13 protein-coding genes are annotated in these 14,066 nt (G+C 70.4%); 10 read left to right on the top strand and 3 right to left on the bottom strand.

All coding sequences use genetic code 11. From position 1 onward, the window contains the following. The first annotated feature begins 33 nt into the window (after nucleotides 1–33). The 7 genes from moeZ (at nucleotide 34) to BO226_RS12710 (ending at nucleotide 8,704) form a co-directional block, all read left to right on the top strand. Nucleotides 34–1,266, top strand: coding sequence for an adenylyltransferase/sulfurtransferase MoeZ (gene moeZ / locus BO226_RS12740; protein ID WP_071935400.1), 1,233 nt, complete (start codon nucleotides 34–36; stop codon nucleotides 1,264–1,266). A gap of 75 nt (nucleotides 1,267–1,341) precedes the next feature. Next, entirely contained in the window at nucleotides 1,342–2,196 is an 855-nt protein-coding gene (locus BO226_RS12735; RefSeq protein WP_006550248.1) for a TIGR02569 family protein, read from the top strand. A 121-nt stretch (nucleotides 2,197–2,317) separates the two neighbouring features. Continuing rightward, nucleotides 2,318–3,772, top strand: a complete 1,455-nt coding sequence (locus BO226_RS12730) for a nitrate/nitrite transporter (RefSeq protein ID WP_039584791.1) — start codon at nucleotides 2,318–2,320, stop codon at nucleotides 3,770–3,772. 30 nt (nucleotides 3,773–3,802) lie between these two features. Beyond that, nucleotides 3,803–6,319 (top strand): nitrite reductase large subunit NirB, encoded by a 2,517-nt coding sequence (gene nirB, locus BO226_RS12725; RefSeq protein ID WP_033097106.1) that lies wholly within the window; start codon nucleotides 3,803–3,805, stop codon nucleotides 6,317–6,319. Between the two features lie 89 nt (nucleotides 6,320–6,408). Beyond that, on the top strand, nucleotides 6,409–6,843 hold the full coding sequence (gene nirD / locus BO226_RS12720; protein WP_006550251.1) for a nitrite reductase small subunit NirD: 435 nt from the start codon (nucleotides 6,409–6,411) through the stop codon (nucleotides 6,841–6,843). Further along, the gene (locus tag BO226_RS12715) at nucleotides 6,840–7,979 is read left to right on the top strand and encodes a uroporphyrinogen-III synthase (RefSeq protein ID WP_006550252.1); all 1,140 of its coding nucleotides are present in this window, start codon (nucleotides 6,840–6,842) and stop codon (nucleotides 7,977–7,979) included. Before nirD ends, BO226_RS12715 begins: the two co-directional genes overlap by 4 nt. After that, nucleotides 7,976–8,704 (top strand): sirohydrochlorin chelatase, encoded by a 729-nt coding sequence (locus BO226_RS12710; RefSeq protein ID WP_024101478.1) that lies wholly within the window; start codon nucleotides 7,976–7,978, stop codon nucleotides 8,702–8,704. Before BO226_RS12715 ends, BO226_RS12710 begins: the two co-directional genes overlap by 4 nt. A gap of 1 nt (nucleotide 8,705) precedes the next feature. On the opposite strand, the gene BO226_RS12705 is transcribed toward BO226_RS12710, so the two are convergent. Further along, a complete protein-coding gene (locus BO226_RS12705) occupies nucleotides 8,706–10,442 on the bottom strand; it encodes an NTP transferase domain-containing protein (RefSeq protein ID WP_071935399.1) in 1,737 nt (578 codons plus the stop codon). Nucleotides 10,443–10,560: 118 nt separating this feature from the next. On the opposite strand from BO226_RS12705, the gene BO226_RS12700 reads away from it, so the two are divergent. From BO226_RS12700 to BO226_RS12690, 3 genes are read left to right on the top strand one after another with little or no spacing between them, the layout of a single operon-like run. Continuing rightward, entirely contained in the window at nucleotides 10,561–10,974 is a 414-nt protein-coding gene (locus BO226_RS12700; RefSeq protein ID WP_071935398.1) for a DUF6412 domain-containing protein, read from the top strand. Beyond that, on the top strand, nucleotides 10,907–11,560 hold the full coding sequence (locus BO226_RS12695; protein ID WP_064061587.1) for an ABC transporter ATP-binding protein: 654 nt from the start codon (nucleotides 10,907–10,909) through the stop codon (nucleotides 11,558–11,560). Before BO226_RS12700 ends, BO226_RS12695 begins: the two co-directional genes overlap by 68 nt. Continuing rightward, on the top strand, nucleotides 11,551–12,915 hold the full coding sequence (locus tag BO226_RS12690) for a DUF6297 family protein (RefSeq protein ID WP_071935397.1): 1,365 nt from the start codon (nucleotides 11,551–11,553) through the stop codon (nucleotides 12,913–12,915). The genes BO226_RS12695 and BO226_RS12690 overlap by 10 nt, the downstream gene beginning before the upstream one ends. On the opposite strand, the gene BO226_RS12685 is transcribed toward BO226_RS12690, so the two are convergent. Continuing rightward, on the bottom strand, nucleotides 12,874–13,215 hold the full coding sequence (locus tag BO226_RS12685) for an MGMT family protein (protein ID WP_006550258.1): 342 nt from the start codon (nucleotides 13,213–13,215) through the stop codon (nucleotides 12,874–12,876). The genes BO226_RS12690 and BO226_RS12685 overlap by 42 nt on opposite strands. A 3-nt stretch (nucleotides 13,216–13,218) precedes the next feature. Then, the gene (locus BO226_RS12680; RefSeq protein WP_198040551.1) at nucleotides 13,219–14,004 is read right to left on the bottom strand and encodes an alpha/beta fold hydrolase; all 786 of its coding nucleotides are present in this window, start codon (nucleotides 14,002–14,004) and stop codon (nucleotides 13,219–13,221) included. Nucleotides 14,005–14,066: the final 62 nt, after the last annotated feature.

Raw genomic sequence — 14,066 nt, 5'->3', positions numbered from 1 at the left:
GGGCTGTCGGGGGAGGCTTCCGCGAATGGCACGATGGACGGTGACGCACGACGCATCGCGACAGGAGAACCCGTGACCGCAACGACACCGTCGACGCGACGACCTCTTCCGCCGCTCGTGGAGCCCGGCGCGGAGCTCGGTCACGAGGAGGTCGCGCGGTACAGCCGTCACCTGATGATCCCGAACGTCGGGGTCACCGGTCAGCGACGGCTGAAGAACGCGAGGGTGCTGTGCATCGGTGCCGGCGGGCTCGGTTCGCCCGCACTGCTGTATCTCGCCGCGGCGGGCGTCGGCACGATCGGCATCGTCGAGTTCGACGACGTGGAGACGTCGAACCTGCAGCGTCAGGTGATCCACGGCCGCTCCGACGTCGGACGGTCCAAGGGGGAGAGCGCCCGCGACAGCATCCTGGCCATCAACGACGGCGTCACCGTGCGCCTGCACGAGACGCGGCTGGAGTCGGGCAACGCCGTGCAGCTGTTCGAGCAGTACGACCTGATCCTCGACGGCACCGACAACTTCGCGACCCGCTATCTCGTCAACGACGCCGCGGTCCTCGCGGGCAAGCCCTACGTGTGGGGCTCGATCTTCCGGTTCGAGGGCCAGGTGTCGGTGTTCTGGGAGGACGCCCCCGACGGGCGCGGCCTGAACTACCGCGACCTCTACCCCGAGGCACCGCCACCGGGGATGGTTCCCTCCTGCGCGGAGGGCGGGGTACTCGGCGTCCTGCCCGGCACGATCGGCACCGTCATGGCGACCGAGGCGATCAAGCTCATCACCGGGATCGGCGAGCCGCTGCTCGGTCGCCTCCTGATCTACGACGCGCTCGCGATGTCGTTCCGGACGGTGACCCTGCGCCGGGATCCGGGACGGGTGCCCGTCACCGAACTCGTCGACTACGAGGCCTTCTGCGGGATCGTTCCCGATGCCGCCGCGTCGGCTCGCTCGGCCGTCACCCCCAGCGAGTTGCGCCGGATGCTCGACGAGGGCCGCGACATCGCGCTGATCGACGTGCGCGAACCCGTCGAGTGGGAGATCGTCCGCATCGACGGTGCCCGGCTCGTGCCGAAGGATCGCATCCTCTCCGGTGAGGTCCTCGCCGACCTGCCGCAGAACACGCCGATCGTGCTGTACTGCAAGACGGGAATCCGATCGGCCGAGGCGCTCGAAGTGCTTGTGCGAGCCGGATTCTCGGACGCGACACATCTGCACGGCGGGGTGATCGCGTGGGCGCAGCAGGTGGATCCCTCGCTACCGGTGTACTGACGGTGACCTCGTTGTGACCTGAAACAGCGGAGTGCCTTCCCGATCCGAGCGGTGTGCGGCGGTAGGTTGAGCTGCGTGAGCTCACTCGAACCGCCTCAGCACGTGTGCTCCACATTCGGTCTCCGCGACGTCGAACCGGTCCCGCTCGGGCCCGACTGGGACGGCGGTTTCCGGTGTGGAGACGTGGTGCTGTCCCGAGTCGCCGATCATGCTCGCGCGGCCTGGTCCGCCAAAGTGCGGGAGACCCTGACCGTCGACGGTGTGCGGCTGGCCCGTCCGGTGCGGTCCACCGACGGTCGCTACGTGGTCTCCGGATGGCGCGCCGACACCTACATCGTCGGTACGTCCGAGCCCAGGCACGACGAAGTGGTCTCGCTGTCGCTGCGGCTGCACACCGCCACCGCGCAGCTCGAACGTCCCCGTTTCCTCATGCAGCCTCCGGTCGCACCCTGGGAGGACGTCGACGTCTTCGTCGCGGCCGACCGCGCGGCCTGGGAAACCGTGCCCCTGCGCAGCGCCCGCGCGGCGGGTGCGCCCGAGACGGTGACCCCCGACGGCCGTAAGAGTCTCGACCTGATCAACCAGCTCGCGACCTTCCGCAAGCCCGTGCACCTGCCCGACCAGCTCGTCCACGGCGACCTGTTCGGCACCGTCCTGTTCGCCGGGCGCGCGGCACCCGGGCTGACCGACATCACCCCCTACTGGCGTCCGGCCTCGTGGGCGGCCGCTGTCGCCGTCGTCGACGCACTGTCGTGGGGCGGTGCCGACGAAGGGCTCATCGGTCGCTGGGAGGACCTGCCGGAATGGCCGCAGATGCTGCTGCGCGCGGTCATCTTCCGTTTGGCCGTGCACGCGCTGCACCCGCGCTCGACCGAGGACGCCTTCCCGGGCCTGGCGCACACCGCCGACCTCGTGCGGTTCCTCCTGTAACACCTCACAGGGCGGCCGGGGCCGGGGTGAGCAACTCTTGACGCGACGGTCACCGCGGGCAGCACCGTAGCAACACCCGTTTCCTACCTTGGGATCAACACGGACCCGAGGAGGAACGGCGATGACGACCTTCATCGAAAAGGAAAGTCTCAGAGACAAATTCGCGCGCAAGCACAACATCGAGCGGTGGGACGCCGAGGATGTGGAGGCGTGGGAGGCCGGCGGCAAGCAGGTCGCCAAGCGCAACCTGATCTGGTCGGTGATCGCCGAGCACGTCGGCTTCTCCGTCTGGTCGATCTGGTCGGTGATGGTGCTGTTCATGCCCACCGAGGTGTACGGCATCGACGCCGCCGGTAAGTTCTTCCTGGTCGCCGTCCCCACGCTCGTCGGCGCGATCCTCCGCATCCCCTACACCGTCGCCACCGCCCGCTTCGGTGGCCGCAACTGGACCATCTTCAGTGCCCTCGTACTGCTGATCCCCACCATCGGGGCGCTGTACCTGATGCTGAACCCGGGTCACTCCTACACGACGTTCATGCTGGTCGCGGCACTTGCCGGTGTCGGCGGCGGCAACTTCGCCTCGTCGATGACCAACATCAACGCCTTCTACCCCCAGCGACTGAAGGGCTGGGCCCTCGGACTCAACGCCGGCGGCGGGAACATCGGTGTCCCGGCGGTCCAGCTGATCGGCCTGCTCGTCATCGCCACCGTCGGCAACACCGAGCCCTGGATCGTGTGCGCGGTCTACCTGGTCCTGTGCGCCGTCGCCGCGCTCGGCGCCGCCCTGTTCATGGACAACCTCCGTGATCAGAAGGCCGACCTGCGGGCCATGGGCGCCGCGCTGAAGTTCCGCGACTCGTGGATCATCTCCTTCCTCTACATCGGCACCTTCGGTTCGTTCATCGGCTTCAGCTTCGCCTTCGGTCAGGTCCTGCAGATCAACTTCCTCGCCGGCGGCGACACCCCCGCCCAGGCCGCACTGCACGCCGCGCAGATCGCCTTCATCGGCCCGCTCCTCGGATCCATCTCGCGCCCGCTCGGCGGAAAGCTCGCCGACCGCATCGGCGGCGGGAAGATCACCCTCTACACCTTCGTCGCGATGGCCCTGGCCGCCGCGGTGCTCATCGTCGCCGGCACCCTCGACGACCGCACCACCGGCGCCGCGACCGGCGGTGTGCTGACCGCCATGGTGCTCGGCTTCATCGCCCTGTTCCTGCTCTCCGGGCTCGGCAACGGCTCGGTCTACAAGATGATCCCGTCCATCTTCGAGGCCCGTGCGCAGGATCTCGACGAACTGGATCGCGACGAGAAGGCCGCCTGGTCGCGGAGCATGTCCGGTGCCCTCATCGGCTTCGCCGGTGCCATCGGCGGACTCGGCGGCGTGGGCATCAACCTCGTCTTCCGCGCCTCCTACGGCGGCGAGGCGCAGTCCGCGACGATGGCCTTCTGGGTCTTCGCGATCTTCTACCTCGTGTGCATCGCGGTCACCTGGTTCGTCTTCCTCCGCCGCCCGAACACCACCCCCACGAGCGAGCCGTCCACCGAGGCTCCCGCCCCGGCCCGCGTCGCAGTCTGACCGATCCCCGGCACGAAGAAAGAGAACATCATGAGCCGCAAGAACGTCGTCGTCGTCGGACACGGAATGGTCGCCCACCGCTTCGTCGAAGCCCTTCGCGTCCGCGACGAGCAGAACAGCTGGTCGGTGACCGTGCTCGGCGAGGAGGCCGACGCCGCCTACGACCGCGTGGGACTGTCGTCCTACGTCGGAGCCTGGGACCGCAAGGAACTCGCCCTCGCCGGAAACGACTACGCAGCAGACGACCTCGTCGACCTGCGTGTCGGCACCCGCGCCGTGGGAATCGACCGCGCGGCCCGCACCGTCACCACCGCCGGCGGCGACGTTCTGCCCTACGACAGCCTCGTCCTCGCGACCGGCTCGTACCCCTTCGTGCCCCCCGTGCCCGGCCACGACCTGCCCGGCTGCTTCGTCTACCGCACGCTCGACGATCTCGACGGCATCCGCGCCGCCGCCGAACGCGCCAAGGCCGCCGGCCTCGCCGGCATCGTCATCGGTGGTGGCCTGCTCGGACTCGAGGCCGCCAACGCGCTGCGCCTGCTGGGCGTGACCCCGCACGTCGTCGAGTACAACAACCGGCTCATGCCCGCCCAGGTCGACGAGGGCGGCGGCCGTGTCCTCGACCGTCTCGTCACCGACCTCGGCCTCGTCACCCACACCGGTGTGGGCACCGAGAAGATCGAGGCCGGACCTGAGGCGCTCCAGGTGACCCTGTCCGACGGCTCCGTCCTCGCGGCCGGGCTCGTGATCTTCTCCGCCGGCATCCGTCCCCAGGACGAACTCGCCCGCGAGGCCGGACTCGAACTCGGCGGCCGCGGCGGTGTGCTCACGGACCGCACCTGTCGGAGCACCTCGGACGAGGCCGTCTACGCGATCGGTGAATGCGCGGCCGTCGAGGGCACCTGCTACGGACTCGTAGCCCCCGGCTACAGCACCGCCGAGGTCGTCGCCGACCGGCTCGTCGGCGGCACCGCCGAGTTCCCCGGCGCCGACCTGTCGACGAAGCTCAAACTGCTCGGCGTGGATGTCGCGAGCTTCGGCGACGCCCACGCGACGACGCCCGGCGCCCTCGAGGTCGTGCTGTCCGACTCCGCGAAGGGCACCTACGCCAAGCTCGTCGTCTCCGACGACGCGAAGACCCTGCTCGGTGGCATCCTCGTCGGCGACGCCTCCGCCTACGGCACGCTGCGACCGCTGGTGGGCCGCGAACTGCCGGGTGATCCGGCCACGCTGATCTCCCCGGTGGGGGAGAAGCCGGGCGCCGGCGCGCTGCCCGACGACGCCGAGGTGTGCTCGTGCAACGGTGTCACCAAGGGCGCGATCTGCGGCGCGATCTCCGAGGGCGCCTGCGACATCGCGCAGATCAAGTCGTGCACGAGTGCGGGCACCACCTGCGGCGGCTGCCTCCCGAGCATCAAGCAACTGCTCGCCCAGTCGGGTGTGCAGATGTCGAAGGCCCTGTGCGAGCACTTCGAGCAGTCGCGCGCCGAACTGTTCGAGATCGTCCAGGCCACCGGCATCCGCACCTTCTCCGCGCTCATCGCGCAGTACGGAACCGGACACGGCTGCGACATCTGCAAGCCGGTGGTCGCCTCGATCCTCGCGTCCACCGACTCCGACCACATCCTGCACCCGAAGCAGGCAGGTCTGCAGGACACGAACGACCACTTCCTCGCCAACATCCAGAAGAACGGCACCTACTCGGTCGTGCCGCGCATGCCCGGTGGCGAGTGCACCCCCGAGCAGCTCATCGTGATCGGTGAGGTGGCACGCGATTTCGGTCTCTACGTGAAGATGACCGGCGGTCAGCGCGTCGACCTGTTCGGTGCCCGCGTCGAACAGCTCCCGCAGATCTGGAAGCGTCTCGTCGACGCCGGCATGGAATCCGGCCAGGCGTACGGCAAGTCGCTGCGCACCGTCAAGAGCTGTGTCGGCTCCACCTGGTGCCGCTACGGCGTGCAGGACTCGGTCGGGATGGCCGTCGCCCTCGAATTGCGTTACCGCGGACTGCGATCGCCCCACAAGCTCAAGATGGGTGTGTCGGGTTGCGCCCGTGAATGCGCCGAGGCACGCGGCAAGGACGTCGGTGTCATCGCGACGGAGAACGGCTGGAACCTGTACGTGTGCGGCAACGGCGGCCAGTCGCCCAAGCACGCACAGCTCCTCGCCGGTGGTCTCGACGACGAGACCCTCGTCCGCTACATCGACCGGTTCCTGATGTTCTACATCCGCACCGCCGACCGGCTCCAGCGCACCGCGCCGTGGCTCGACGCACTCGAGGGCGGTCTCGCGCACCTCGAGGAGGTCGTGTGCGACGATGTCCTCGGCATCGCCGATGATCTCGAGGCCGCGATGGCCAAGCATGTCGAGGGCTACAAGGACGAGTGGGCCGGTGTCCTCGAGGATCCGGAGAAGCTGGCGCGGTTCGTCTCGTTCGTCAACGCGCCCGAGCAGCCCGACCCCACGGTCCGCTTCGACGACAGCGGCCCCCGCAAGGTCCCCGTCCTCGTGGGTATGCCGGGCATCGGACCCGGAACCGGGGCGTGACGACCGCTTACCCCGAGGGAACGAGCGGGTAACGCGCTCGAAACACCCGGCACCCACACTTCAGGACAGCAGTTTCAAGGAGGACAGCGATGACCGTCATCGAGACGCACACCGTAGGGGGATCGACGCGCGACAGCGTGTTCGACGGGCGACTGGAATGGACCTCGGCCTGTCCACTCAGCCATCTCATTCCGGGCCGCGGCGTGGCCGTGCTGCTGCGCGGCGGCGAGCAGGTGGCCCTGTTCCTGCTCGACGACGGAACGCTGCGCGCAGTAAGCAACTTCGATCCGTTCGGCCGCGCCGCGGTGATGTCCCGCGGCATCGTGGGCGACCGGGGCGGAGAGCCCACCGTGGCGTCGCCGCTGCTCAAGCAGGTCTTCTCCCTCGACGACGGCCGGTACCTCGACGATCCGTCGGTGCGTCTGCCCGTCTACGAGGTGCGCGTATGGGCGGGAGTCGTCCAGATCCACAGCCTCGTCCCCCGTGACCAGCGGCACGAGGGGCCGACCGGAGAGGGTTCGTGAGCGACGACAACGCGCCGTTGCGGGGATTCACCATCGGCGTGACGGCAGCTCGGCGTGCCGACGAGTTCGCCACGCTCCTCACCAGGCGTGGGGCCGAGGTCGTGCACGCCCCCGCCATCCGCATCATCCCGCTGTCCGACGACGACGAGCTCGAGCGCGTCACCCGCTGCATCGTCGCGCAGCCCCCGGACATCACGATCGCCACCACGGCGATCGGATTCCGCGGGTGGATGGGTGCAGCGGAGGGCTGGGGACTCGCCGACGACCTCGCGCAGGCACTCGGCTCGAGCCGGATCCTCGCCCGTGGCCCGAAGGTCACGGGCGCGATCCGGGCCGCCGAACTCCGCGAGGAGTGGTCTCCTTCCTCGGAATCGTCCGCCGAGGTGCTCGAACTTCTGCTGAAGGAGGGGGTCGCCGGCCGCCGCATCGCGGTGCAGTTGCACGGCGAGCGCACCGAATGGGAGCCTGGGACCGACGTGTGCGATGCGCTGCGCGCTGCGGGCGCCGACGTCGTGCCCGTCCCGGTCTACCGATGGACGGCCCCCGAGGATCTCACCGCGCTCGACCGGATGATCGAGCAGATCGTCGAACGCGGACTCGACGCCGTGAGCTTCACCAGTGCACCGGCCGTCGCGTCGATGCTCATGCGGGCCAAGGAGACCGGCTGGCTCGAGCCGATGCTCCGGTCGCTGCGGACCGGCGTCACCGCGGTGTGCGTCGGTCCCGTCACCGCGGCACCGCTCACCGAACTCGACGTACCCGTCAGCATGCCCACCCGATCCCGGCTGGGTTCGCTGGCCCGGCACATCGCCGAGGAACTGCCCCGGCGGGCTGTGCGCATCGAGGCCGGCGGTCACGTCCTCAGCCCGCGAGGGCGCTGCGTGATCGTCGACGGCACCGTGCGGTGCCTTCCCCCTACCGGGATGGCCCTGATGCGCACACTCGTCGCGCGCGCCGGTCTCGTCGTCTCCCGCGAGGAACTCCTCGCGGCCCTGCCCGGCGGTGGCGGCGACACTCACGCCGTCGAAACCGCGGTCGCCCGGGTGCGCTCGGCTCTCGGCGCACCGGCGATCGTGCAGACCGTCGTCAAGCGCGGCTACCGCCTCGCCGTCGACCCGGAAGGAATGCATCCATGACCGGTACACACGCCGACCCGGCGCTCCTGCTCGTCGCGCACGGCACCCGCAATCCGCGCGGTGTCGACATGATCGCGGCGCTCGCCGATGCCGTCTCCTCCCGCGTAGGTCCCACCCGTGTCGCCTTCGTCGATGTCCTCGGACCGTCGCCCTCGGAGGTCCTGCGCGACACCGGCCGTCCGACCGTGCTCGTCCCCGCCTTCCTCGCCTCCGGCTATCACGTGCACACCGACGTTCCGCGCGAGGTCGCGGCCGGCGGGAACGACGCGGTGACGATCACCCCCGCGCTCGGTCCCGATCCTGCTCTCGCCCGTGTCCTCGTCGAGCGGTTGCGGCAGGCCGGCTGGGTCGAAGGCGACGACGTCGTTCTCGCGGCCGCCGGCTCGTCCGACCCTCGCGCCCGCCACGACGTCCACGTGACGGCCCGCATGGTCTCGTCGCTCGTGCAGACCCCGGTGCGCGTCGGATGGATCGCCACCGGAGAACCGCGGGTCGCGACCGTCGTGGACGAGGTCCGCGCCGGCGGCGCACACCGGGTGTTCGTCGCGTCGTATCTTCTCGCCGACGGTCTGTTCCACCACCGCCTGGCGGAGGTCGGCGCCGACGGCGTCGCTGCGCCGATCGGTGTCGCCGAACCCGTCGTCGACCTCGTGGCCCGGCGCTACCGCTCCGCAGTCGATGCGTTGCGCCTCGCTCCCGTGGGAGCGGCTCGCCACCGCGCCTGAATCAGCGGGGGAGCGGCAGCAATTCGACGCGGTCGCCGTCCACCGCTCCCGGTGGCACCACGGCGATCGCGCTGCGCCCGACGAGGCCGGCGAGATGCGCGGTACGAATCGTGTTGTCGCACAACCATCGTCCCTGCACGTCCTGGCGGGCGGGGAGCAACCGCGTGATGTCGCCGACGACCTCCGAGGCGTTCGCCAGCGGAGCGGTCACAGGAGTCGCCGGGGTGCGGAGGGTGCGGCCGTCGACGATCGCAGGCAGCAGCACCAGCAGCGTCGACACCGCCGCCACCGGATTCCCGGGCAGTCCCAGCACGGCACGGCCGTCCGGCAGCGTCGCCGCGACCTGTGATCCGCCGGGCTTGCACCGCACCCGTTCGACGACCACCTGCGCGCCGGCCCGCGCCAGCGCACCGCGCAACTGATCGGCGGCGCCACCGCCCGTCGCGCCCACGATGACGATCGCATCGGCATCGGTGCCCGTGAACAACGCATCGAATCCGTCGGCGGTGTCGCGGAGATGCCCTTCACCGACCACCGTGGCGCCGCACCAGCGGACGAAGTCCGGGAGTACCGGACCCAGCGAGTCGCGCGTCTGCCCCTCGCGCAGAGGGCCGGTGCGTCGGATCTCGTCGCCGGTGAGCACTATATGTACCCGTAGAGGACCTCGCACCCGGAGTTCGGTGACCTCACCGCTGGCGGCCGCGGAGACGACCGCCGGGCTCACGGCGGTGCCGGCCTCGGCGAGGACCGTCCCCGACTCCCAGTCCTCCCCGCGGCGCCGCGCATCGTCGCGCACGGGCGCATCGGGCAGGCGACTGACGAGACCGCCTTCCACGCGGACGAACTCGTCGCGCACGACGGCGGTCGCGCCGGCCGGCAGGTGGGCGCCCGTCGCAATCCGGGCCGCTTCCCCGTCGCCGAGCGTGAGCGAGCCTCCGTCGCCCGCGTAGCGGATCTCGTTGCGCAACAACCACGGTCCGTCGCCCGCCACCGCGTAACCGTCCATCGCCGAGGTGCGGACGCGAGGCAACGCCTCCACCGCGACGAGCGGAGCCGCCAATGTGGCGCCCCGCGCCTCCTCGACCAGAACGGTGCGGGAAGGCAACGGCGACAACGCTTCCCGTAGGATTCTCCGCGCCCGGTCCGGATCGGCGGCCACACGGGCGGTCGCGGATCCGGCGCGCGCCGCCTCCAGATCGGCAGGGGTGTCGCAGTCGGTCGCCTCGGACACCGAGACGGTGACGTACCGCTCGGGCAACAACGCCTTCATGGGCCGGTTCGCGACGTCTCCACCGAGAGAGTCCAGACGCGCGGCCAGCGCCGGTGTCCGCCACGCGGCGAGCAGGAACTGCACCCGGCCGGTGTCGTCCACCGCGAAGGCGGCCTCGGCCGTCGCATCCTCGTTCAGGGCCTCCAACAGGGCCGCAACCGTCGTCGGTGTGACGAACGGAAGGTCGGCGGCGAGAGTGACCACGAGATCGGCGACCGGATCCGCCGCTGCCAGCGCCGCGACCGGACCCGCGCCGGGCGGTGTCTCCTGGATCTGCAGCACGTGGAGGTCGAGATCGTCGCGGTGCGGACCCACCACCGTCACCCGCGCGCACCCCTCGACCGCGCCCAGGGCGGTGTCGAGCATCCTGCGGCCGCCGACGGTCAGAGCGGGCTTGTCGACGCCTCCCATGCGGGTCGCGCGGCCTCCCGCGACGATCACGGCTTCGACGTGGGTGAGCGTGCTCATGTCTTCATGCTGCCTCATCCGCCGCGCTCGTGATCGTCTGTACTCGCTGTGCTGTAACCGATCGCACTGCCGTGTCCGGCACCGATCGCACTGCCGTGTCGCGGATAGACTGCCGGGTATGTTCTTCGGCTGGCGGAACGGCGCGGCGGTGTTCGTCGTCCTCACGTCCTGGCTCGTCGCCGCGGTCGTTCCGGTCACCGCGGTCTCCACCGGCGACACCGCCGGATTGCTCCTCGGCCTGCTGGTGGTGGTCGTCGCAGCACTCGCGTTCGTCGCCGCCGCGGAGGATCCGCTGTTCGCATTCGGTCGCAGCATCCGGGGCCCGACCTCCGAGGAACGACGTCTGCGCGGCGGGTTCCGCCGCCACTCCCACCCCGACACCGCCGGACGGCCACGTCCGCGCTCACCCGGTTCCGTCCTCGCCCTCGACACTCCGTCCGACGAGGAACACCGGGAGATTTTCCATGTTCGATCCCTATCCGCACGGCACACCCGCCGTGTCCGTCCGCAACGCCCACCGCTCGTTCGGTGACCTGACCGTCTTCACCGGGGTGAACGTCGACGTCGCCCCCGGCCGATGTTGCGCCGTGATCGGCGCGAACGGCACCGGCAAGTCCACCCTGCTCGGATGCGTCGTCGGCGTCGACCGACTCGACGAGGGCGTTGTCGAGATCCACGGCGTCCCCGTCGACGAGAGCTCGCCGACGCTGCGACGGCAGGTCGCCGCAGTCCTCGGCGACGTGGCGACATTCGCGCATCTCACCGCGCACGAACACCTGCAACTCGTCGCCACCGGTCACGGCGTGACCGACCCGTTCGACGCGGCGACACAGGTCCTCGAGGAGGTCGGTCTCGCCGCGTCGGCCGATCGACTGCCGCTGACCTTCTCGAGCGGGCAACGCCGCCGGCTCGCGCTGGCCTCCGCGCTGGTACGGCCCCGGCGGTTGCTCGTCCTCGACGAACCCGAACAGCATCTCGACGACGCCGGTCGCCGGTGGCTGGCGTCCACACTGGAAGCCGAGAAGCGCGCGGGCGGCACCGTGCTGATGGTCTCGCACGATGTCGCGCTGGTGGACGCGGTCGCCGACCAGGTGGTGGAGGCGGACCGATGGAGCTGACCGGAACCGTCCCCGGCGCGCGCGACCTCCGCGCGCTCCGTCACGCCTTCGAGCGCCGGCGCGCGCCGCTGGTGGATCGTCCGGCCCTCGCTGTGCTGGTCGTCCTCGGCTTGTATGTCGGCGGGGGCCTGGCGTGGTGGTTGTTCTCCCTTCCGGCGACGACCTTCGCGTGCGGGGACCCGATCGTGCGCGATTCGGGGTGCACCTCGGCGTGGGGATGGGCCGTCGTCGCGATCGCGGTCGCTGCGGGGACGGCGTCCACCCGGGCCGCAGGTCCGGTGACGTGCGGTACCGAGACGGAGTTCTGGCTGCTGTCCACACCGGTGGATCGCGGTGCGGCACTCCGCCCGAGAGTCGCGGCGCTCCTGATCTGCGGTGCAATCGCGGGTGCTCTCGCGGGACGGTTCGCGACGTTCGTGACCACCCCGGAGGGGCGCGTCGCGTTCACATGTCTCGCTGCCGCTCTCGGTGTCGGTGCCGTCGCCCTTCCGATGCTCGTGCAGTGCCGGGTACTCGTGCCCGCGGTCGTGCGGGTCGTGGTCGGGCCGTGCCTCGTCGCCGTTCCGGGCGTGGTGACGGTCGCCGCCGTCGGCGTCGCGGTGCCACCGCCGGGACCGTTGTTCGTGGTGGGGGCGTGGATCGCCGTTGCGGCACCGGCGGTCTCGGCGTTGCGTCGATGCGACAGGATCGCTGCACCGGAGTGGAGGGTGGGATCGGACACCGCGGTCGGTGTGTCGGCGTCGTTCACGGCACTCGATCCTTCGCTGCTGACAGGCGTGGTCGAACGGAAGGCCTGGTTGCGCATCGGATCCCGCCGCTCGCGGGCCCTGCCGCGCCGCCGGATCGCGGCACTCGTCCGTTCCGATCTGCTCCGCCATGTCCGTAGGCCCACACCCGTGCTCGTCGCGTGCGTGGCGCTGCTCGGCGTCGTGGTGCTGATGTCGGTCGTATCGCCGCCCGCCGCTGTCGTGGTGCAGCTCGTCGCCGTCTTCACCGTGGCGACGATCCTCGGTGCGGGTCTGCGCGACGTGAGCCGCGATCCCGATTTCGCCGTCCTGCTCGGTACGAGCGACACGTATCTGCGTCGCGCACTCTCGGCCGTCCCGGGGTCGGCCGCGGTCGTCGCCGGTGCCGTGACGGGATTCGCCGGGAGTGCGTCGGTGGCGAGCGTCGTGATCGTCATCGTCGGTGGGTGCGCGGCCGCCTATCGGATGCGCACGCGACCTCCGATCGGGTACGACGGTCTGATCCTCGAGACGGCCGTCGGGCAGATTCCGGTCGATCTGCTCCGGCAGTGGGCGCGGGGACCGGACCTACTCGTCGTCTGCGCGTGGCTCGCCGCCGTGCTCGCCTGAGCCCGGCGGGAACCGGTGTCGAGCACGGGTGAGATCGATCCGGTCGCCGGAGATCGGGACGCCCTCGAGTTCGAGACGCGCGAGTTGCCGGCGCGCGAGGTGCGAGGCCGGTCGCCCGGACGCCGGGACCACGCGGTGCCACGGCAGGTCGGCGGAATCGGTCCGCATGATCCATCCGACGGTGCGTGCACTCGACAGGCCCGCGGCACCGGCGATGTCGCCGTAGGTCGCGACCCGGCCTGCGGGCACGGAGGCCACGAGTTCGCGGACCCGCTCGATCTGCTCGTCCGTGGTGACCACCCGCTACACCATCCGGGCCACGAGTTCGGCGGTCTCGGCGGGACGCGCCTGGTCGATCATGTGGTCGCAGTCGAACTCGAGCAGGGTCAGGTCGTCGCCGAGTCGTTCCGCCAGGTCGCGACGGAAATTTGACGTGGTGTACGGGGGTTGCACCTTCCCGGCCTGCACGAAGATCGTCGGGATACCGGCCGGCGGCAGGACGGGTCCGCGGGCCAGCTCCCCCCACGAGGTCACCAGCGCAGGTACGCAGATCCGCCAGTTGACACGCCCCGAGTCGAGTTCGACGAGGTGCTCGGCGATCTCTTCGTCGAGCAACTCGGGGGCCACCTCGCCCCAGTCGCCGTGGACCTTCTCGGCCCGCGCCTCCGCCTCGTCCGTGTAGTCGGGGTTGTGGAGGGTGAGGTCGGCGATCTCGAGCATCCGGTCGGCCGGGAGGCCGATCGCCGGATCGAGGAGTACCAGCGCCCGCACCCTGTCGGGCACCGCGGCGGCGAGATGCAGCGCGAGGGCACCACCGAAGGAGTGGCCCACCACGGTGACGGGACCGGTGGTGTGTGCGTCCAGCACGGCCTTCAGGTCGGCGATGTGCGCCTCGAACGACCACGGGGGAGTCCACGGCGACCGGCCGTGACCCCGGAGGTCCGGAGCGACGAACCGCAGGTGGGGCAGGTGTCGTTCGCCGAGGTTCCGCCAGCGTCGGCCGTGACCGGTGAGTCCGTGCAGGGCGAGGACCTCCGGTCCGTCGACGGGGCCGAACAGATGGGTGTGCAGAAGATCCGTGGCACTCACGCCGACCACTATCCCAGTCGTGACTCCGCGGTGTGCCCCGGACGCTGTCGTACCCGTCTGGT

Origin of the sequence: Rhodococcus sp. 2G (assembly GCF_001886355.1) — a bacterium.
Lineage (GTDB): Bacteria > Actinomycetota > Actinomycetes > Mycobacteriales > Mycobacteriaceae > Rhodococcus > Rhodococcus pyridinivorans.
The sequence above is the reverse complement of the archived record's forward strand: the minus strand, read 5'-3'. Positions and strand labels throughout refer to the sequence as shown.